The 19,012-nt window shown below is 41.0% G+C and carries 18 protein-coding genes; 3 read left to right on the top strand and 15 right to left on the bottom strand.

What is annotated here, in order from left to right:
- Window positions 1–82: 82 nt before the first annotated feature.
- The 14 genes from LRC_RS06545 to LRC_RS06610 all read right to left on the bottom strand — a co-directional run bounded on the left by LRC_RS06545 (window position 83) and on the right by LRC_RS06610 (window position 15,577).
- Complete coding sequence (locus LRC_RS06545; RefSeq protein ID WP_258414253.1) at window positions 83–2,116, bottom strand: DNA internalization-related competence protein ComEC/Rec2; 2,034 nt, start codon at window positions 2,114–2,116, stop codon at window positions 83–85.
- Between the two features lie 248 nt (window positions 2,117–2,364).
- Window positions 2,365–2,844 (bottom strand): ComE operon protein 2, encoded by a 480-nt coding sequence (locus tag LRC_RS06550; RefSeq protein WP_014073689.1) that lies wholly within the window; start codon window positions 2,842–2,844, stop codon window positions 2,365–2,367.
- 86 nt (window positions 2,845–2,930) lie between these two features.
- Window positions 2,931–3,683 (bottom strand): helix-hairpin-helix domain-containing protein, encoded by a 753-nt coding sequence (locus tag LRC_RS06555; RefSeq protein WP_014073690.1) that lies wholly within the window; start codon window positions 3,681–3,683, stop codon window positions 2,931–2,933.
- Window positions 3,684–3,739: 56 nt separating this feature from the next.
- Window positions 3,740–4,795, bottom strand: coding sequence for a SepM family pheromone-processing serine protease (locus LRC_RS06560; protein ID WP_014073691.1), 1,056 nt, complete (start codon window positions 4,793–4,795; stop codon window positions 3,740–3,742).
- A 5-nt stretch (window positions 4,796–4,800) separates the two neighbouring features.
- Window positions 4,801–5,283, bottom strand: a complete 483-nt coding sequence (gene coaD, locus LRC_RS06565; protein WP_014073692.1) for a pantetheine-phosphate adenylyltransferase — start codon at window positions 5,281–5,283, stop codon at window positions 4,801–4,803.
- On the bottom strand, window positions 5,255–5,845 hold the full coding sequence (gene rsmD / locus LRC_RS06570; protein WP_003694312.1) for a 16S rRNA (guanine(966)-N(2))-methyltransferase RsmD: 591 nt from the start codon (window positions 5,843–5,845) through the stop codon (window positions 5,255–5,257). Before rsmD ends, coaD begins: the two co-directional genes overlap by 29 nt.
- Window positions 5,842–6,159, bottom strand: a complete 318-nt coding sequence (locus LRC_RS06575) for a YlbG family protein (RefSeq protein WP_014073693.1) — start codon at window positions 6,157–6,159, stop codon at window positions 5,842–5,844. The genes rsmD and LRC_RS06575 overlap by 4 nt, the downstream gene beginning before the upstream one ends.
- Window positions 6,160–6,162: 3 nt before the next feature.
- A complete protein-coding gene (locus LRC_RS06580; RefSeq protein ID WP_014073694.1) occupies window positions 6,163–7,263 on the bottom strand; it encodes a CAP-associated domain-containing protein in 1,101 nt (366 codons plus the stop codon).
- Between the two features lie 16 nt (window positions 7,264–7,279).
- Entirely contained in the window at window positions 7,280–10,708 is a 3,429-nt protein-coding gene (locus LRC_RS06585; protein WP_014073695.1) for a pyruvate carboxylase, read from the bottom strand.
- A gap of 37 nt (window positions 10,709–10,745) precedes the next feature.
- Window positions 10,746–11,954, bottom strand: coding sequence for an FtsW/RodA/SpoVE family cell cycle protein (locus tag LRC_RS06590; protein WP_014073696.1), 1,209 nt, complete (start codon window positions 11,952–11,954; stop codon window positions 10,746–10,748).
- Window positions 11,951–12,241 (bottom strand): Fpa/YlaN family protein, encoded by a 291-nt coding sequence (locus LRC_RS06595; protein ID WP_014073697.1) that lies wholly within the window; start codon window positions 12,239–12,241, stop codon window positions 11,951–11,953. Before LRC_RS06595 ends, LRC_RS06590 begins: the two co-directional genes overlap by 4 nt.
- A gap of 279 nt (window positions 12,242–12,520) precedes the next feature.
- Window positions 12,521–14,365 carry a translational GTPase TypA gene (gene typA, locus LRC_RS06600; RefSeq protein ID WP_014073698.1) on the bottom strand — a complete coding sequence of 615 codons (1,845 nt, stop codon included), beginning with the start codon at window positions 14,363–14,365 and terminating at the stop codon, window positions 12,521–12,523.
- Window positions 14,366–14,507: 142 nt separating this feature from the next.
- Window positions 14,508–15,290, bottom strand: coding sequence for an inositol monophosphatase family protein (locus LRC_RS06605; protein WP_014073699.1), 783 nt, complete (start codon window positions 15,288–15,290; stop codon window positions 14,508–14,510).
- Window positions 15,287–15,577: a UPF0223 family protein gene (locus tag LRC_RS06610; RefSeq protein ID WP_014073700.1), complete on the bottom strand. Its 291-nt coding sequence runs from the start codon at window positions 15,575–15,577 to the stop codon at window positions 15,287–15,289. The genes LRC_RS06605 and LRC_RS06610 overlap by 4 nt, the downstream gene beginning before the upstream one ends.
- 173 nt (window positions 15,578–15,750) lie before the next feature.
- Between LRC_RS06610 and def the strand changes: the two genes are divergently transcribed.
- The gene (gene def, locus LRC_RS06615) at window positions 15,751–16,305 is read left to right on the top strand and encodes a peptide deformylase (RefSeq protein ID WP_014073701.1); all 555 of its coding nucleotides are present in this window, start codon (window positions 15,751–15,753) and stop codon (window positions 16,303–16,305) included.
- Window positions 16,306–16,330: 25 nt separating this feature from the next.
- Here the strand turns inward: def and LRC_RS06620 are convergent, their stop codons facing one another.
- Window positions 16,331–16,870 carry a hypothetical protein gene (locus LRC_RS06620; RefSeq protein WP_258414254.1) on the bottom strand — a complete coding sequence of 180 codons (540 nt, stop codon included), beginning with the start codon at window positions 16,868–16,870 and terminating at the stop codon, window positions 16,331–16,333.
- A gap of 165 nt (window positions 16,871–17,035) precedes the next feature.
- Here LRC_RS06620 and LRC_RS06625 point away from each other — a divergent pair, with 165 nt between their 5' ends.
- Window positions 17,036–17,248, top strand: a complete 213-nt coding sequence (locus LRC_RS06625) for a DNA-directed RNA polymerase subunit epsilon (RefSeq protein WP_003694336.1) — start codon at window positions 17,036–17,038, stop codon at window positions 17,246–17,248.
- A 3-nt stretch (window positions 17,249–17,251) separates the two neighbouring features.
- Window positions 17,252–18,928, top strand: coding sequence for a ribonuclease J1 (rnjA, locus tag LRC_RS06630; RefSeq protein WP_014073703.1), 1,677 nt, complete (start codon window positions 17,252–17,254; stop codon window positions 18,926–18,928).
- Window positions 18,929–19,012 lie beyond the last annotated feature (84 nt).

Genomic DNA, 19,012 nt, shown 5'->3' on the forward strand with positions numbered 1-19,012 from the left:
TGTTTTTGGCGAAATATCCTTGCTTGATTATCTGCCGCGTTAGTTCTTGCAATCTTTATTTTTTTGAATTGTGTCGCAAAGGCTACCTTAACGGCAAGTTAAGTCGACTTGCTGTACCATCACCGTACACACATATATACGGCATCTCCCCAAAACTTTTCCTTAGTTTGATCATTCCGCAATTTGCGGTTGATAAATATGGAACTCCGTTATTGTTTAGCGTTTCCAACGTTTCCTGATTTGGATGGCCGTAACGATTATTCCTGCCACATGAAATTATCGCAAGCCCAGGGTTCATTTTCCTGACAAACTCTGGTGACGTTGAAGTCTTGCTTCCGTGATGCCCTGTTTTTAAGATGTCTGCATTTATTTCCGGATACTTTGTGATAACTTCTTTTTCCCCTACTTGAGGCAAATCGCCCGTGAAAATACACTTAATACCGTTAAAATCGTACCACAAAACCAACGAATCGTCATTGGTCCCTTGACCGCTTTCAAACGGATGAAGCAATCTTAAATCATTATCAACGCCATCATCTTGAGTCGTAACGCCAATAACGTTTTCAAGATCAATTGTCGATTCTTCAAGTCTTTTTTTGAAACTTTCAAGATTTTCCATCCCTTTAGGAACAATTACCTGTTTGATTTCGATAGTCTGGCTTATGCTAGGAAAATTAGCAACATGGTCAGCATCCTGGTGAGTCAGATAAAGACGGTCAATCTTTTTGATTCCTTTGCTTAACAAGTAGTTGGCTACAATCGTTTCTCCATTCGTGCGTCCCTTTCGCTTTTGCCACTTCTGAGTATTAAAGCTGACTTTTCCGCCAGTATCAATCATGATGACTTCTCTATTAAACTGACTTCTGATTAAAGTACAGTCTCCTTGGCCGATATCAAAATACACAATCTCAGATGAAGGCGGAAAATGGATTGCCAAAAACATCGCACAATAGCACGTAAACATTACAATCCACAATTTCAGTCCGTTTTTTTGAGTTTCAGTCATCACAGCTAAAAACAGCACTATTAAAACGAATGTCAAAGAAGGTTTCCCGAATACGATATTTCCTGGAAGCCTAGACAAAAATTGCAAAAAATTTGAAATCGTTCTGAGAATCAAAGCACACGGTCTCGATAAAAAATGACCGGGGATAATGACGCCCAAAACAGTCGCAGGCAAAATCATGCACTCAAAAAGCGGCAAAATCATCAATGAAAACAAACATGTAAAAAGATTCCATTGATACGTCTGATACAAAATTATCGGCAGACTGAGAAGATTGATTTTCAAACTCGCCGCTATCTGATTTTCATCTTGCCACAAAATGATTGCGAGCGTTAACAAATAGCTCAACTGAGTTCCAAAACTCAGCAGAAGTTTGGGGCATGACATCAGATTGATTAAAAGAACAAATGACCATGCGGTTAACGATGTCAATTTAATCTTCAATAATCGATTACAACCAATCACCAGAACATTCATCATGACTGCTCTGATAAGACTGGGAGACCCTCCTCCGACAAAGATAAAACACGGTAGCACGATCAGATTTAACAACTGTCCCGTTTCATAGTCGATACCAAACTTTTGAACGAATCTACACAAAAAGTTTGACAGATAAAAAACATGCATCCCTGATAGACAAAAAATATACAGCAGTCCCAACTTTTTGATTGATGAATAAACGTCTGACAAATCATCGGTTCGCATTCCCAACAACAAAATCATCGCATACCAATCAAGCGGTTCGGGCAGTTTCTGAAAAGAAAGCGCACATTTTTTTCTGAAATCGTGCAAAAACAAAACCGGTACAAAAGATTGGAAGTTTTCAACCCTTTGCACGCTGCCCCAATCCTTGATGAAAGCAGATAAGAAGATGTTTTGTGATTGACAATACTTTCGATAGTCAAATTCGTTTTCGTTCGTTGGCTGATTGACAGGAGAAATATCGGCTTGACATTCAATCGTAAAAGAATCATCAATTGACTTAAGCTCTTTTTGCTGTTCCTTATTTTTTAAAAATGCAGTCAATTTTAATTTTTCACGCTTTTCAATCCAAAAAGCATCACACTTCATCATGTTTCCGTCAACCGCTATTTTATCTGCATAAATCAAAAAATGTTGGGCTGAATTCACCTGACAGGTTTTGATGACTTCGTGATAATTACGTTGCCATTGCTCGAACCTGAAGGCAAAAATAAAACAGCTCAAAAGACATAACAACAAAGTCCGCTTGTTTCCAAGTACGATGATCCTTATGATTAAAAGAGCTAAGACAACCCACCAAATCCGGTTTTCTCCAGCAATCGCAAAACTTGTCACAGCCAGACACAAAGCGATGAAAAAACTTTTAATTTCCGTTCTTATTCATCCGATTCAATTCTTCTCAAAACTGCATCAAGGTTTTCTAGATCAACTTCAACTTGTTCAATTTCAACATTCTTCAATTTTAATAACTTAACCGCATAAGGATCATTGTGATAATTACGCAGATAGTAGATTTTTTTTATCCCTGCCTGAAGGAGCATCTTCGTACACTGAAGACACGGAAAATCAGTTACGTAAATAACAGCTCCGTCAGTTCCGCTGCCAAATTTAGCACACTGCAAAACTGCATTCATTTCAGCATGAATTGTTCTTACGCAATGACCGCCAACTACGTAGCATCCTTCATCAAGACAATGAACGTCCCCTGACACGGATCCATTATAACCGCCTGCTATGATACGATTGTCGCGAACCAAAATTGCTCCCACTGCCAATCTGGTGCACGTGCTCCGCAAAGAAAGCAAAATTGCCTGCAACATAAAATATTGATTCCATGAAATCCTCTCTTGTGCCATTTTCTACACCTCATCTATCATTAATCTTACTATTCATTATATCAAAGCAACCAAAAAGAAAGTAATCTTTTTGAGATTGCACGTCCTTAAACCGTTATTTGTGATGAAATTTTTTCGAATGTTTTATCTCCGATGCCTGAAACGTTTTTCAAATCATCAATTGTTTTAAAGTTTCCGTTCTGCTGACGATACGCAATGATTTCGTCAGCTTTTTTATCTCCGATGCCCGTCAATTGCATCAATTGCTCCTTGCTTGCAGTATTGAGATTAATTTTACCATCATTTCCGCCTTGATCTTGGCTTGTCGAATCAGTTTGCGTCTGAGCAGAAGATATCTTTTCAGCTGCGGAATTCGCTTCATTTTGATTGCTTTTGCCATCAGAACCAGAAACTCCGACCATATTTTCAATCGGAGAACTTTCTCCGAATTTGGGAATATAGATTACCATCTGATCTTCAAGCTTATGCGCGAAATTGATTTGAGTCGTATCGGCTCCTTCAAGCGGTCCGCCGGCGAGGCTCAAAACGTCCCCCACTCTTTTTCCGTTCGGAACTTTATATACACCAGGATGCTTGATTGCTCCTTTAACGTCAACATAGATATAATCAGAATTTACCGAATTTGTTGCTGAAATAGTCGAAGCACTTGACCAGTTTGCGGAAAAACTGCTCAAAGCACTCTTTGACTGGCTGTCCATTGAAAATTTCGTCTGATTGCTTAGCAATGAACAAAGATCAGGAATCAGCAGACTTCCTCCAATAGTTGCCAAAACAGCCAAAGCCACCATTAATTTTTTGTGTTCTTCCAAAAAATCTTTCAACTGCTCAAAAAAATCCATCTTGTCACCTCCCTATTATTAAGGGCGCAAAAAGATGGAATTTTTTTCTTTAATTTCTAATTAATTTTATTTTTTTCAAGATATCTTACGGCATCATCAAAAGTTCTGACAGGAACGATTTTCATTTTAGTCTTGATTTTTTTAGCAGCGGCAACGGCTTCTTGATAATTTGTCTTTGCGTTTTTATCATACTCTTTTTCAGCCTTGGAAACAGGGTTATTTGGCGCAAAGAAAATTTTTGCTCCCGCTTTTGAGCTGGAAACGACCTTTTTATCAATTCCACCGATATCGCCGACGCTTCCGTCAGAATTCATTGTCCCAGTTCCTGCTATTTTTTGCCCTTGTCGTAAATTCAATCCCGTCACCTGCTGATATATCGCTAGAGTCATCATCAACCCTGCCGAGGGGCCTCCGATTCCCTCCATATCGGCATAAACCTTGATTGGTGACGAAACCTCAGTCCTGTCAGCTAACGTAATCCCGATTCCTGCTCGATGAACGCTGTCTAACATAATTGTTTGCCCCTTTGCCTGCTTAGGCTTTCCGTTATGAAGGTAAGTCACGGTGATTTCTTTTCCGCTTCTATATTTTGAAATCAACTTGATAAATTCTTGCGAACTGTTATAATGTTTTCCGTCTATAGCGGTCACAACGTCTCCGATTTGTAATTTGTTCTTGAAATTAGAATTTTTTGCAACCGACATGACATACATTCCGACGTATTTTCTTGATACCTGTTTGCCTGCTTTTTTCAAAGCAACATATTGTGCTTCGTTAACCGCATCATCCATATAATATTGCTGAACCATGTCGTACTCTTTTGCATTTGAGTCGCCAAGCAATTCTGATTTTGAAAGACGATCCGTAAAGGGCATGAAAAAACTTGCTAAAAAACTTGCCGGGGATGCCTGACATATTGAAACATAGACCAGCATGTATTTTCCCTTTTGCTTGTCTTTTTTACCGTCAATTTTAATATAGTCAGAAATGCTTTCAGCAGATCCTGGCATTTCAAGATAATATGGAACGGGCATAAACAAGAATGCCTGCAATAAAACAATTGCTGCAAAAATCAGCATGATTTTGGTTCTTATCTTCTTGTTCTTTGCCATTGCGATTAAACCTCTTTCAGCTTATTTTTCAATGCCAACGCAGTTTTTTCCGGAACTAAACCGCACAGGTCTCCTCCGAATCCAGCGACTTCTTTAATCATGCTTGACGAAACGAAACCATATTTTTCATCCGTCGTCAAAAGAATCGTTTCAATCTCAGGTGCCAGGTGACGATTCATCGACGCAATCGATTTTTCATACTCAAAATCGACAGCATTTCTGACTCCGCGAACAATCCCGCAAGCTCCCAGTCTTCGCGCAGCATCAACCGTCAACTCATGGGGTGATGATATGACTGAAACATTTCCCAAAGCTTTGATTTCATCTTCAATCAGCAATTTCCGTTCCTCAAAAGAAAACAACGTTTTTTTGCTTGTATTTTCAGCAAGCAAGACAATGACTTCATCAAACATTTTGCTTGAACGCACGATCAAATCAAGATGGCCGTTCGTCAAAGGATCAAACGTTCCCGGAAATATGACCTTCATGCTGTTCACCTCCGAGATAACGATAAAATGTTAATTCGGTAATCCCATAATCTGATTTTTTGATAAATTCATACCCCGTGAGTTCTTCGGGAAGATTTGCCTCTTGATCCGTTTCACAAATTATCAAAGCACCTTTATTCAAAAGCCTTAATTCAAAAATTTCACCCAAGAGCTTGACTATTTCTTGTTTTTTATATGGCGGATCCAAAAAAACATAGTCAAAACGCTTTGATTCTTTTGCAAGCTTAAAAATAACCTTATTCGTATCGCCCTTAATTATACGAAACTTTTCTTTTGACTTGGTTACTTCAATATTTTCATTAATCGTTTTGATTGCCTGATACTGTCGATCAATCAGCGTTGCGGAATCAGCTCCGCGTGATACTGCTTCAATGCTCAAACCTCCGCTTCCGCCAAACAAATCTAAAACGTTTCCTCCATTTAAATATGGCCCAATAATATTGAACATTGATTCTTTAACTTTATCCGTTGTCGGGCGAGTCTTCATCCCGGGTACGGCTTTCAAACGTCTGCCACCAAATTCACCTGCTACAACTCTCATACGATTCTACCTGCTTCGTTATTTTTTTCGCAATCTTCCTCAGTCTGTTTGAATCCAGAATCGAGATTGCTTTCGTACTCCGTTCTCAAATTTGGGCGCTCTGACAATTCAACGCCTTTGACAAAGCGAAGTTTCTCAATTTTTTTAACATTTTCCGAAACGTCTACCGAATCCATATACAAAACGACATACTTCATTCTGCGAGAAACATAGCTGATCGTACCGAATCTGCGAAGCTGTTTGCTTTGTTTGAGGTGATAAAGATAGACAAAGACGCCTTGACGACTCTTGATTTCAAATTCCAAAATAATCACTTCCTAATTCTCGACCACAATAACAACCAAAGTTTTTCTGAAAACCACGCTGATTTTTTCCGTCTTTGAGTCGCTTAAAGTTTTCCAAATATTTTCGTATAAATTATTATCAGTATAAAATAACGTATTTGTCAAGATTGGACCCGCAATGTACACACGATAATCGCTAGAAACATCCGCATCCTTCATAAGGTCTTTCGAAATATTTTTGGGAACACGATAAAATATCCGTGTATTTTCAAAAGTTTCCGCTCTAATCAGCCGATATTCTTCAAATTCTTTTTTGCTTAGATACTTTCTGGGATTAGCTTCAAGACTATTCATCAAATCCAGTGCCACACATTCGGCATTGTAGTCATACTCTACCGGAACGTTTCCTTCTTGCAATCGTTTGACGTTCAACTGACTGATCAGATCTTTGCTGAAATCACCATCATGTTTTTCCCAGTTAATTTTGCTGACATATCTCGACGGTAACGGCGTTTTTGAAAGAACCCTGTAATATTTTCCTCTCAGAAGCTCATTTTTGTCAAGATAATGAATCGCATAGATGACCTTCTTTTTTCTCGGCGTGAAATCAAGAATTGCATAACTGCCATTATCAAACGATACCAAAGGATGATTATTTAAATCATATTCTGAAAGTTCAATTTGTGCCGTTTGTTCGTTAACGTCAAATGCAAAGTTAGCATAAAGCGTTGTCTTCTTCAAAACCTGCTCCATGCTCATCCCAACGCTGAGCTGTTGCCCTAGCTTAGCACTTAATTCAATAATGTCGCAGACTTTTTTTGTATATTTATCGATTCCGACCCTCAAATAATCATTTTGATTAACATCATAATTCCACCACTCAACACCTTCAATTGAATCAATTTTTTCGTCCGGTTCTCCGAATTTATCCTTAAAATAAGAATTTGACACGCCGATATAGCGTGCCAAACCCTCTGTATGAAGCGATTGAATCTTTGGAGACGTCAAGTTTCTGATTCTTGATCGCTCAGTTTTTTCATGTCCTCCGTCTGATGAATCAAACAGAGCTGCGGCATAACTAATCATTAAAACTGCCGAAAAAACAAGCATAAATCTCAAAAGAAGCCTTTTCATCCGCAAAACCTTCTGCTTATTTTACCGGTTCCAGTTCCATCAAAAGATCCTGACTTTGCAAAAGATCTCCAGCTTTGACATAAATATGAGTGACTTTGCCATCATGCGGCGCCTTGATCGTAGTTTCCATTTTCATGGCTTCCGTGACAATCAAAGGCTCGCCTTTTTTGACAACTTGATTCTTCTCAACAAGAACCTCCGTTACAGACCCGCTGAGCGTTGCGCCGATGTGATTGGAATTCGTCGGCTCTGCCTTCGGAATCGCCTTGACTTTTGCCTTCTTGCTCTTATCGTGCACGATAATCCGCAAATTTTGCCCATTAAGCGAAAAGAAGACAACGCGATTTCCGTCTTCGTCAGCATCAGAAATCGAATCAAGCCGAATGATTACTGAACGTCCTGGTGCAAAATCGACATGGATCGTCTCGCCCTGACGCATCCCTTGATAAAAGACTGTCGTTGCCAACGAATGCATCGAACCAAATTTTTCAGAATTTTGGTTATAGGTCAAGAAAACATCCGGGTACAAAACATAACTCAAGACTTCTTCTTCACTTGCTTCGCGTCTGATCTTTTGTTCCAGCTCAGACTTAACGGCCTTAAAATCGACAGGCTCTGCCAAACTTCCCGGGCGAACCGTAATCGGCTTCTTGCCTTTCAAAACAACCTCTTGCAGTTTCTTAGGGAAACCACCGTATGGTTGGCCTAATCCGCCAGCAAAAAAGTTCACGACGGAAGCAGGAAAGTCAAGAACCTTGCCGCGTTCAAGAATATTATTCTTATCAAGATTGTTTTGAATCATGAAGATTGCACAATCACCGACAACTTTTGAACTAGGCGTAACCTTGACAATATCGCCTAAAAGTTTGTTCACTTCGCGATATTTTGCCTTAACAAGATCAAAATCCTCGATTCCGAGAGCCAAAGCCTGTTGTTTCAGATTCGAGTATTGACCGCCAGGCATTTCTGTTTGATAAATATCCGGCTGAGGAGCGTTGATTCCGTTCATGAAATCTTGATAAAACGGCTTGATCCCGGCCCAATATTTATTGACCTTTTCAAGATTTTCCATGTCAAGCTGCGGTTGGCGAACATCGCCCTCCAATGCATAATACAGGCTCCCCATGCTTGGCTGACTCGTTGTTCCCGAAAGAGCGCTTGCCGCAACGTCAACGACGTCTACGCCAGCCTTTGTTGCAGCAATGTATGTCGGTATGCCGTTGCCGGTCGTATCGTGAGTGTGCAAATGAATAGGAACGTCAACTTCCTCTTTCAAGGCAGAAACAAGCTCGAAAGCCGCCTTTGGTTTGAGAAGTCCCGCCATATCTTTGATGCCGATAATATGAGAACCGCAATCAACAAGCTGTTTTGCCAAATGCTTATAGTAATCAAGCGTATATTTTGTCTCTTCTTTGCTCAAAACGTCACCGGTATAGCACATCGTTCCTTCGGCAATCTTTCCGGCATCCCGGACGTACTTGAGCGGATTTTCCATCTGTTCGACCCAATTCAGGCTGTCAAAAACGCGGAAAACATCGATGCCATCTTCTGCACTTTTTTCGATAAAAGCCTTAAGAACGTTGTCAGGATAATTTTTGTAGCCGACTGCGTTAGAACCGCGCAAAAGCATTTGCAACAACGTATGCGGCATCTTTTTGCGCATCAATTTCAAACGTTCCCAAGGATCTTCGTTCAAGAAACGATATGCAACGTCAAACGTCGCACCGCCCCAACATTCTGCAGAAAAGACGTGCGGGAACGCTTTGTCGTAAACATCAATTACGGGAGCCATGTCTTTAGTCCTCATTCTTGTGGCAAACAGGCTTTGATGAGCATCACGCATCGAAGTATCGGTCAGGAGAACCCGATTTTGATCCTTGACCCACTGCATTGCAGCCTCTGCGCCTTCCGCATCAAAAACAGATTTGGCATTCACGACACCTTCTTCAATGTTGAGCTTATCTACAAATTTGATATCCGGAACAAAAAGCTTATCATGCCGCGTTACGCCTGGGAAACCATTGACCGTGACTTCACCGATATATTTAAGCAATTGATTGTTCGTGTTGTTGCTCTTCTTGATTTTGAACAGTTCCGGCGTATTGTCGATAAAAGTAGTATGTGCTGCCCCGGCTCTAAAGACAGGATTGTTGATAACATTGCGCATAAATTCGATATTTGTTTTGACGCCCCTGATTCTGAATTCGCCAAGGACGCGATCCATCTTATCGACGGCTTCTCCAAAGGTTTTTGCCTGAACGCAAACCTTGACCAGCAACGAATCGAAATAAGGAGTGATAACGGCACCAGCATAGGCATTCCCACCGTCGAGACGAACTCCGAACCCGCCTGGTGAACGATATGTTTCAATCTTGCCGGTATCCGGCATAAAGTTGTTTTCCGAATCTTCAGTAGTTATGCGACATTGAATGGCACAACCTCGATACTCCATGTCTTCTTGCTTCGGCAAATGAAGGTCTTTGAACAAATCCTTCCCCGCCGCAACCAAAATCTGAGACTGTACCAAATCGATTTCGGTAATCATTTCAGTAATCGTATGCTCAACCTGAATCCGCGGATTGACTTCGATGAAATAAAACGCATCATCCGTAACCAAAAATTCGACCGTTCCTGCATTTTGATAATGAATGCTCTTTGCCAAACGAACTGCAGCATCACAAATTTCTTTGCGTCGGTCATCAGAAAGAACAATGCTTGGTGCAAATTCGATAACCTTTTGATGGCGCCTTTGAACTGAACAATCTCGTTCAAACAAATGCAAAACATTGCCATGCTTGTCACCCAAGATTTGGACTTCAATATGCTTCGGATTTTCGAGATATTTTTCAACGTAAAGCTCGTCATCGCCAAACGACTGCTTTGCTTCCGAACGTGCCCGATTGTATGCATCAGGCAATTCATCATCGCTGTTGACGACGCGCATGCCACGACCACCGCCGCCCATTGCGGCTTTGACCATAATAGGATAGCCGTATTTATGCGCAAAATTCTGAACTTCTTCCAATGATTTTACCGGATTTTCAGTGCCCGGAATGGTTTCAAGCCCTGCAGCATGAGCAACTTCTTTTGCCTCAACCTTGTCGCCGAACATTTGGAGCTGCCTAACCGTTGGCCCGATAAATATAATGCCTGCATCTTCACATTTTTGTGCAAACTCTTCATTTTCAGACAAGAAACCGTAACCGGGATGAATGGCATCAGCCCCCGTCATCTTGGCAATTCTGATGATGTCATCCATATCAAGATAGGCATCAATCGGTTTTTTGCCGGCACCGACCAAATAAGCTTCATCGGCTCTAAAACGATGAACACCATACTCATCTTCTTTTGCATAGATTGCAACTGTTTTGAGATGGAGTTCATGACACGCGCGGATAATGCGAATCGCAATTTCTCCACGGTTAGCAATCAAGATTTTCTTCATCGATAACACCACTTTCAAAAAATTTAAATTAAATAATTTACATAACTTCTAAATCTTTCTGTCTCCTTCGATCTTTTTGCTTTGCTGATATCATCAGCACAAAACCCAAGCAAGCAGAAAGAATCCATACGCTGGATCCGCCATATGAAACAAACGGCAACGTCACCCCCGTGATTGGTACTAACCCGCAGACGGCGCCAATATTTAAAAATGACTGAGTAAAAAATAACGTTGCCGTTCCGTAGCAAATCAGTCTGTAATACAATTCATTTTCTTTTGCGCCGATGACAATGATTCGGATAATCAAAGTTGCCAGGGCTATCAGAATAACCAGAACCCCGATAAAACCAAGCTCTTCAGCTGTCACCGAAAGGACAAAATCAGTATAGGACTCGGGCAGATAGCCTCTTTTTTGAATGCCATTGCCGATTCCTAGCCCGAAAATTCCGCCATTGCTGATGGCAACGTACGAATTGACCAACTGTTTGCCTGAAGTCGCAACATGCCCAAACGGATCCTGATAGCCTATGAATCTTTGAATCGCGTAAGAATGAATGTTTTCTTTCATCCATGAAACAACGCTGTCCGCCTTAAGCAAAAACAACCCCATCATTACAATTAAAGAGGAAAAAACGAAAAACAAGATGTTGTTAACCTTTCCTTTTTTTCCAGAACAAAGAAAAGACACTGCAAACAAGACGAGCACAATTGAAAAATTGATGCAAAATCCGCCAAAATCAGGTTCAAAAATAATCAGCATTCCAATGACAAGCAGCGTGACAATGACGGAAGAAAGATAAAACTTATTGCCTATCTTTTTACTTCTGTGTCTTTTATTCAGTTCCCTTGAAAGCCACAAAACCATCATAAATTTGCAAACCTCTGAAGGCTGAACGCTGACTATTCCTAAGCTGATCCATGCTCTGGCGCCATTGACCGGAGCCGTGAAAAACAAAACATATATCAGCAAAAAAATCGTGATAAATTTCAACAAATTGGTCCCTAACTTCTTCAATCCATTTTCCCTGAGTACCAAAATTCCAAACATTATCAGCAGTCCTACAAAGTCAAAGATGACCTGGCGCTTAAAATACGAAGTGGTGCTTGCGTTTGAATATGCCAAATTGGTCGAACTTGCAGAATAGACCATCAAAACCCCGATTATGCACAAGACGATGGTGGGGATCACAATCAAACAATCACAATTTACAAAGGCTCTTTTTAAACGAGAACTAAATTTCATCATTCATTCCGACCTTCTTGACCTCTAAACGCCTCATCACGAATATCATCCAAGTCGTCTTCAAGTTCGCGAATCATTTTCTTTCCGTTTGCAAGCGTCAAAAAACCGCATGAGACCGCAAAATGCACCTCACAAGTGAAACCATAGATTCTTGTGTCAGCAACTTCTTCAAATGCCGGGCATTCCGTCAAACATAAAAAACTGCGTTGCTTTTTAAGCAAATACCGAATATTATCAGCATCTTTTTGGAGATTTTCCAGTGCTTTCTGTTTTGAAACAGTTTCACTCATTATATTTCCTCCTATATCCGAATTATATCATAAATGAGCCTTGATATGTTATTCTCAAACAAGTTATTTGATATTTTATCAAATCAATCAAGCCATTTTAAACAAAAAATCCATCCCGTTTTAATTATCCTTGTTTAAATAATAAAAAGCAAGTTTAATCAGTATGCAAAATTACAAATCCGTTTCATTTTGCCAAAGCCGATCCAGTGTTTTAGAAATAGAAAAAGTCTCGCTGATCAACGAACAGCGAGACTTGGCAAGACGAAACATCTTGTTTTTTTATTCTTGTGTCTGACGTGCTGCTTTCTTTGCAGCCTTTTCACGCGCATTTGTCTCAAGGATACGTTTGCGAAGACGAATGGATTCCGGAGTAATTTCCAAAAGTTCGTCTTCATTCAAGAACTCAAGCGACTCTTCCAAAGTTAAATGAGTCGGTTTCTTAATCGTAGCAGTTTGATCCTTATTTGAAGAACGAACATTTGTCATGTTCTTGCCTTTCGTAACGTTAACGGAAATATCGCGTTCACGAGAAGATTGACCAACGATCATTCCTTCATAAACTTCCGTACCCGGATCAACAAAAATCGTTCCGCGACCTTCAACACCCATGATAGCATAAGTGGTTGCTTTGCCTTGGTTGATTGAAACGAGCGCACCATTGCGACGACCCGGTTCCCAATTGCGAATAACCGGCTTGTATTCGGAAAAAGTATGATTCAAAATACCATACCCGCGAGTCATTGACAGGAATTGTGAATCATATCCGATCAAACCACGCGTCGGTGTTGAGAATTCCAAACGCGTCGTGCCATTTTGGCTAGGTTCCATATTAAGCATTTCGCCTTTGCGTTGTGCCATCGAATCGATGACGGAACCAGAATATTCATCAGGCGTATCGATAATGACGCTTTCGAACGGTTCGCAAAGCTTTCCATCAATCTCACGATAAATAACCTTAGGACGAGACACTGCCAATTCAAAACCTTCACGACGAAGCATTTCAATCAAAATCGACAAATGCAGTTCACCACGACCCGAAACGGTCCATGCGTCAGGAGAATCGGTATCTTCAACACGCAGCGAAACGTCGGTATGAAGCTGAACTTTCAAGCGATCTTCAAGCTTGCGAGCCGTAACGGAATCGCCCTCACGTCCAACAAATGGGGAATCATTCGTCATAAACGTCATTTGAAGAGTAGGCGGATCAATCCTCAGAAGCGGTAATGCTTCAGGATGATCTACAGGGCAAACCGTTTCCCCGACAAAAATATCATCCATTCCGGAAACGGCAATCAAGTCCCCAGCTTTTGCTTCTTGGATTTCCAAACGTTGCAGTCCAAAGAAACCAAACAGCTTGGTTACACGGAAATTCTTTTGTGTTCCGTCAAGCTTCATAACCGTAACCTGATCGCCGACCTTGATTCTGCCGCGGAAAACGCGGCCGATGCCGATACGACCTACAAACTCATTGTAATCAAGCATTGCCACTTGGAATTGCAATGGTTCATCAGAATTGTCGACCGGTGCAGGAATCGTATCCAAGATTGTATTAAAAATCGGATCCATCGTGTGTTCCTGCTTAGCCGGATCAGGATCAAACGAGGTCGTTCCGTTCATGGCAGATGCATAGATAACAGGGAAATCAAGCTGATCTTCATCAGCACCCAATTCAATGAACAGATCCAGAACTTCATCAACGACTTCTTCAGGACGAGCACCGGGACGATCGATTTTGTTAATGATAACGATTGGTGTCAAATGTTGTTCCAAAGCTTTCTTCAAAACAAAACGCGTTTGAGGCATGGTACCTTCAAAAGCATCAACGATAAGCAAAACGCCATCAACCATCTTCATGATACGTTCTACTTCACCGCCAAAATCGGCGTGACCGGGCGTATCCAAAATGTTGATTTGTTTTCCCTTATACTTGACAGCAGTATTTTTGGAAAGGATCGTGATACCGCGTTCCTTTTCAATATCGTTAGAATCCATTGCACGATCGCTAATTTCCGTGTGTGAATCCAAAGTATCGGACTGTTTCAACAATTCATTGACTAACGTTGTCTTACCATGATCGACATGGGCAATAATCGCAACGTTGCGAATATCATCACGTGTTTCCAAAGTTTTTTCTTCCTTTCAAACGGTATGCTCAAAAAATGTCTTCAGGAAACCACCTGTTCCGTTTTCATTTTATTCAAGAAAAAAGAAAAACATTTTCATAACGTGGCATACAAAAACTGTGACTCACTGCCACAGCTCCAAATCAACTATTCATCAATTTGATAATACCCTGATGTGCATTTTTCGTCGCTACTAATACATCACTTGATGATAGCATATCAAGTGACTCCTCGTCAATCGTTTTCACAACTAAACCCAGCGTCTCCGCCAATATTTTTCCGGCAGCATAGTCCCACGGGCGCAAATGCGAGAGATATGAAACGTTCTTTCCGGTCAAAACATGAATAAATTCAATCCCTGAACTGCCATAAATTCTAACGCCAAGACTTTTTTTCGCAGCGCTTTGAACGTTGCGGTAATTGCTCAGCAACATTTTGCCGCCCACTCCGAACAATCCCTCCTCCAAAGGAAGATTTTTCGGAGGTTCCACCTTTTGATCATTGCAAAATACACCGCATTCGGGTCCTCCCCAGTAAAGTTTGTCCTCTGTCACGTCTAGAATATATCCGAGTTTTTCAATACCGTTTTCACAAACGGCAATCATGCTTGCAAAATGATCGTGCTGCTTGACGAAATTCATTGTCCCGTCGATCGGATCGATTATCCAAAGCAGTCCTTTAAAATTATCAAGATCTTTGTCGGCCTCCCCTTCTTCACCCAGTATCTTAGAATTCGGAAACGTTTCTCTGATACGATCGACGTAAAATTTTTCAATGAACTTATCGACATTGGTGACCAAATCGCACCGACTTGTTTTTTCTTCAACGCAAAGTTCCTTAGTACGACCCTCTAAAATTATTTTGCGCGCTTGCTTCATCCATTTTTGAACGCAGACATTGATTTTTTCCCACTGCAATAAGATCACCTCCGTTTATATTTTAAATTTTCTTTATCATTTTCAAGCACGAATCGGACGGAACGATAGATTGAAAAGCCCGATTCTTTTTCATACCGTGAATCAAGCTGCTTTTGAGCCGCTTTTGAAGGCTCGATTTCGCAGAATCTTCCGTAAAGCTTCATAAAATCTGCTCGCTTGATTTCGACCGTATTGAGTTTTTCAACCGCTTCGTAAAACGCTGAAACGTCAATGATTTCTTGCGTTGACCATTCCGGCATTAACGGATAGCTGAAGCTTCCCTTCTCTTGATTCATTCAGTTCACCACCTTTTCAGCAAGGATCCAACAAGATACGTCTCATTTATCCTTAAGAATATAATCAGTACATTATAACACATCATGTCCAGAAAAAAACGCTGCAAAAAAATGAAATCTAAATTGAAAATGTGCTAAACTGTAATGTAGAAAATAAATTGGAGGGATTAATTTTGCTAACAATGGATGATATTATCCGCGAAGGCCACCCTACGTTGCGTGCGCGTGCGGAAAAAATTGCTTTCCCGTTATCTGATGAAGATTTGAAATTGGCTCATGATCTGATGGAATTTCTCGAAAACAGCCAAGACGAAAAAATCGCAAAAAAATACAAGCTTCGCGCTGGAGTCGGACTTGCGGCTCCGCAAGTTGACGCATCAAAGAGAATGACCGCTGTTTTGGTTCCGGACGAAGAAGGAAAACCGCCGTTTTTTAAGCATGTTTTGGTAAATCCGACCATTTTGAGCGAATCCGTTCAGATGGCAGCACTTTCGGAAGGAGAAGGCTGCCTTTCCGTTGATCGTGAAGTTCCTGGATATGTTCCTCGTCATGAAAGAATCAAACTTCGTTGGTATGACCTTGACGGAAATGAGCATGTCGAACGTCTGCGCGATTATACTGCAATCGTTGTCCAACACGAAATAGATCATTTAAACGGCATCATGTTTTATGACCATATCAATCAAGAAAACCCGTTCTTTAAGCCGAACGATTTGGTCTTGCTTTAAAAATTTTCAGACTGGAACAGAAGTTTCAGTCTTTTTCACTTTTCGTAATGTCGTGCAAATAATCAACCGTTGCTTGATTGATGACATGTGAAATATCAATATGAAGAACCCCTGCAAAAGTCCAAATATCAGAAGCCACGAAGCACGGAAGTCCGTTCAGCCCCTTAAGTTTGTTTCTTTCAGCATACTCATTCAATGCCTCAGCCAGCTTGTTTCTTATTGCGTCAAGTTCATTTGTCTTGACCTTAGGAGCGTCAAGGGAGTATTCAAAGGCCATGACGCCTTTTCCCCAAATATCGGAAATCATTTCCGCTTTATGGGTCTCCTTTGCATTTTTACCGTCAAATTCAGGGACGCAAATCATCGCGATTGTTTCTTTGAATGCTTGATTGGTAATCTCAAGACTGGCATTTTGCATAATCGTAAGCGCTTTGTTTCTTCTGATTCTAAAAACAGCGAATACGATTGCAAAAATCAATAGGCACAAGCCGATAATCGCAATCATCATCATCATCACTTTCCTTCCACGATAATTATACCTCATTCTTCTTGATCTTTTCAGCATATAGCTGACAATATAGCTGACATTTCCTTCTTAGAAGATTGCTTTGTATACTTAAGAATTAAAATATGGTAGAATAGTAGTAACTGTTGAAAAACAATCAATGTTCGGAAAGCTGATTTTTTGCAATGCCTTTTGGCAAATATTTAACCACTAAGGAGATTTACAATGATTTTTAAAGTATATTATCAACCAACAAAACGGATCAATCCTCGTCGCGAAAACACGGAAGTATTGTATCTTGAAGCTGCTTCTGAACCAGAGGCGCGAATTCTCGTTGAGTCGAATACGGATCATAACGTTGAATTCATTGAACAACTTGACGAAGCTGCCTTGGAATACGAAAAGAACAGCCCCAACTACAAAATAACGGAGTTTTAATAAATGAAAAAACTCAATGTCAAAAATAATGAGACTGCCGTTTTTGCACTCGGCGGCCTTGGAGAAATCGGGAAAAACACCTATGGCATTCAATTTCAGGACGAAATAATCGTTGTTGATGCTGGCATCAAATTTCCCGAAGACGATCTTTTGGGTATCGACTACGTCATTCCAAATTATCAATATTTAGTTGCAAACCAGCAAAAAATTAAAGCTTTGGTTATCACCCATGGTCACGAAGATCATATCGGCGGTATCCCCTACTTACTTCAACAAGTTAACGTTCCTGTCTACGCTGGTCCGCTTGCGCTTGCATTGATCAAAAGCAAGCTTGAAGAACACGGATTGCTTAAAACAACGGAGCTTCACGAAATAAACGAAGATACTGTTTTGAGATTCCGGAAGACAAGCGTTTCGTTTTTCAGAACGACTCACTCTATTCCGGACACTTTGGGAGCAGCAATCAAGACCCCTTCAGGAACAATTGTTTGCACAGGCGACTATAAATTCGATTTGACACCGATTACAAATCAGCCGCCTAACCTGCAGAAGATGGCGAAATTGGGCGAAGAAGGCGTTTTGTGTCTGCTTTCCGATAGTACTAACGCTGAAATTCCCAATTTTACAAAATCAGAACGTTGGGTCGGAAAATCAATTAAACGCATCTTCGAAAAAGTCGAAGGTCGAATCATTTTTGCAACTTTTGCATCAAACATCTCACGTATACAACAGGCCGCTGACGCTGCCGTCAACAAGGGTCGTAAAATTGCCGTCTTCGGAAGAAGCATGGAGGCGGCAATCGTCAACGGTCGCGAACTCGGCTACCTTAATATTCCGGAAGATGCGATTGTTGATGCAAGGGAAATCAACAGCCTTCCGGCAAACAAGGTCATGATTCTTTGCACCGGCTCCCAAGGTGAACCGATGGCTGCGTTGAGTCGCATTGCAAATGGTACTCACAGACAGGTTTCAATCCAGCCGGGGGATACGGTTGTCTTCTCAAGTTCACCGATCCCGGGAAACACGCTTAGCGTCAACAAGGTTATCAATGAGCTTGAAGAAGCCGGCGCAACCGTTATCCACGGCAAAGTGAACAATATTCACGCATCAGGACACGGCGGACAAGAAGAACAAAAGCTGATGCTTCGCTTGATGAAACCCAAATTCTTCATGCCGGTTCATGGCGAATATCGCATGCTTAAAATTCATACGCGCCTGGCACAAAATTGCGACGTTCCAAAGGAGAACTGCTATATTCTTGAAAATGGCGATGTCTTGGCTTTGACGCATGATTCAGCCAGAATTGCCGGTCACTTCAATGCTGATGATGTCTATATCGACGGTTCCGGCATCGGGGACATCGGCAACGTTGTTTTGAGAGATCGCCGAATTTTGTCTGAAGAAGGACTTGTTGTCGTTGTTGCCACGATTGACATGAAGAATCGCGAGGTATTGTCGGGACCGGATTTATTGTCACGCGGTTTCATCTATATGCGTGAATCAGGCGAATTGATCAACAAAGGTCGTAAACAAGTTTTCCGTTCAATCAAACGAACCTTGAAGAATGAGAAAATTTCAGAGACTATGCTCAAAGATGCCATCGTATCTGATTTGCAGTCATTCTTATTTGAGCAGACAGAGCGGCATCCTTTGATTATCACGATGCTCGTTACCGTTTAAAATATTGGAGGAGCCTAACTTTTTGGCTCCTTCTTTTGTTTCTTGATAAACTTAGCATAAAGTTAACTTGTATAAGTTACATTT

This window comes from Ligilactobacillus ruminis ATCC 27782, assembly GCF_000224985.1.
Classification (GTDB): Bacteria; Bacillota; Bacilli; order Lactobacillales; family Lactobacillaceae; genus Ligilactobacillus; species Ligilactobacillus ruminis.

What these genes read in the sequence shown, in the direction of transcription:
- LRC_RS06550 (WP_014073689.1), bottom strand. Translation starts at nt 2,844, where the DNA reads ATGGCACAAGAGAGGATTTCATGGAATCAATATTTTATGTTGCAGGCA.
- LRC_RS06555 (WP_014073690.1), bottom strand. Translation starts at nt 3,683, where the DNA reads ATGGATTTTTTTGAGCAGTTGAAAGATTTTTTGGAAGAACACAAAAAA.
- LRC_RS06560 (WP_014073691.1), bottom strand. Translation starts at nt 4,795, where the DNA reads ATGGCAAAGAACAAGAAGATAAGAACCAAAATCATGCTGATTTTTGCA.
- coaD (WP_014073692.1), bottom strand. Translation starts at nt 5,283, where the DNA reads ATGAAGGTCATATTTCCGGGAACGTTTGATCCTTTGACGAACGGCCAT.
- rsmD (WP_003694312.1), bottom strand. Translation starts at nt 5,845, where the DNA reads ATGAGAGTTGTAGCAGGTGAATTTGGTGGCAGACGTTTGAAAGCCGTA.
- LRC_RS06580 (WP_014073694.1), bottom strand. Translation starts at nt 7,263, where the DNA reads ATGAAAAGGCTTCTTTTGAGATTTATGCTTGTTTTTTCGGCAGTTTTA.
- LRC_RS06585 (WP_014073695.1), bottom strand. Translation starts at nt 10,708, where the DNA reads ATGAAGAAAATCTTGATTGCTAACCGTGGAGAAATTGCGATTCGCATT.
- LRC_RS06590 (WP_014073696.1), bottom strand. Translation starts at nt 11,954, where the DNA reads ATGATGAAATTTAGTTCTCGTTTAAAAAGAGCCTTTGTAAATTGTGAT.
- LRC_RS06595 (WP_014073697.1), bottom strand. Translation starts at nt 12,241, where the DNA reads ATGAGTGAAACTGTTTCAAAACAGAAAGCACTGGAAAATCTCCAAAAA.
- LRC_RS06610 (WP_014073700.1), bottom strand. Translation starts at nt 15,577, where the DNA reads ATGAATCAAGAGAAGGGAAGCTTCAGCTATCCGTTAATGCCGGAATGG.
- LRC_RS06620 (WP_258414254.1), bottom strand. Translation starts at nt 16,870, where the DNA reads ATGCTGAAAAGATCAAGAAGAATGAGGTATAATTATCGTGGAAGGAAA.
- LRC_RS06625 (WP_003694336.1), top strand. Translation starts at nt 17,036, where the DNA reads ATGATTTTTAAAGTATATTATCAACCAACAAAACGGATCAATCCTCGT.
- rnjA (WP_014073703.1), top strand. Translation starts at nt 17,252, where the DNA reads ATGAAAAAACTCAATGTCAAAAATAATGAGACTGCCGTTTTTGCACTC.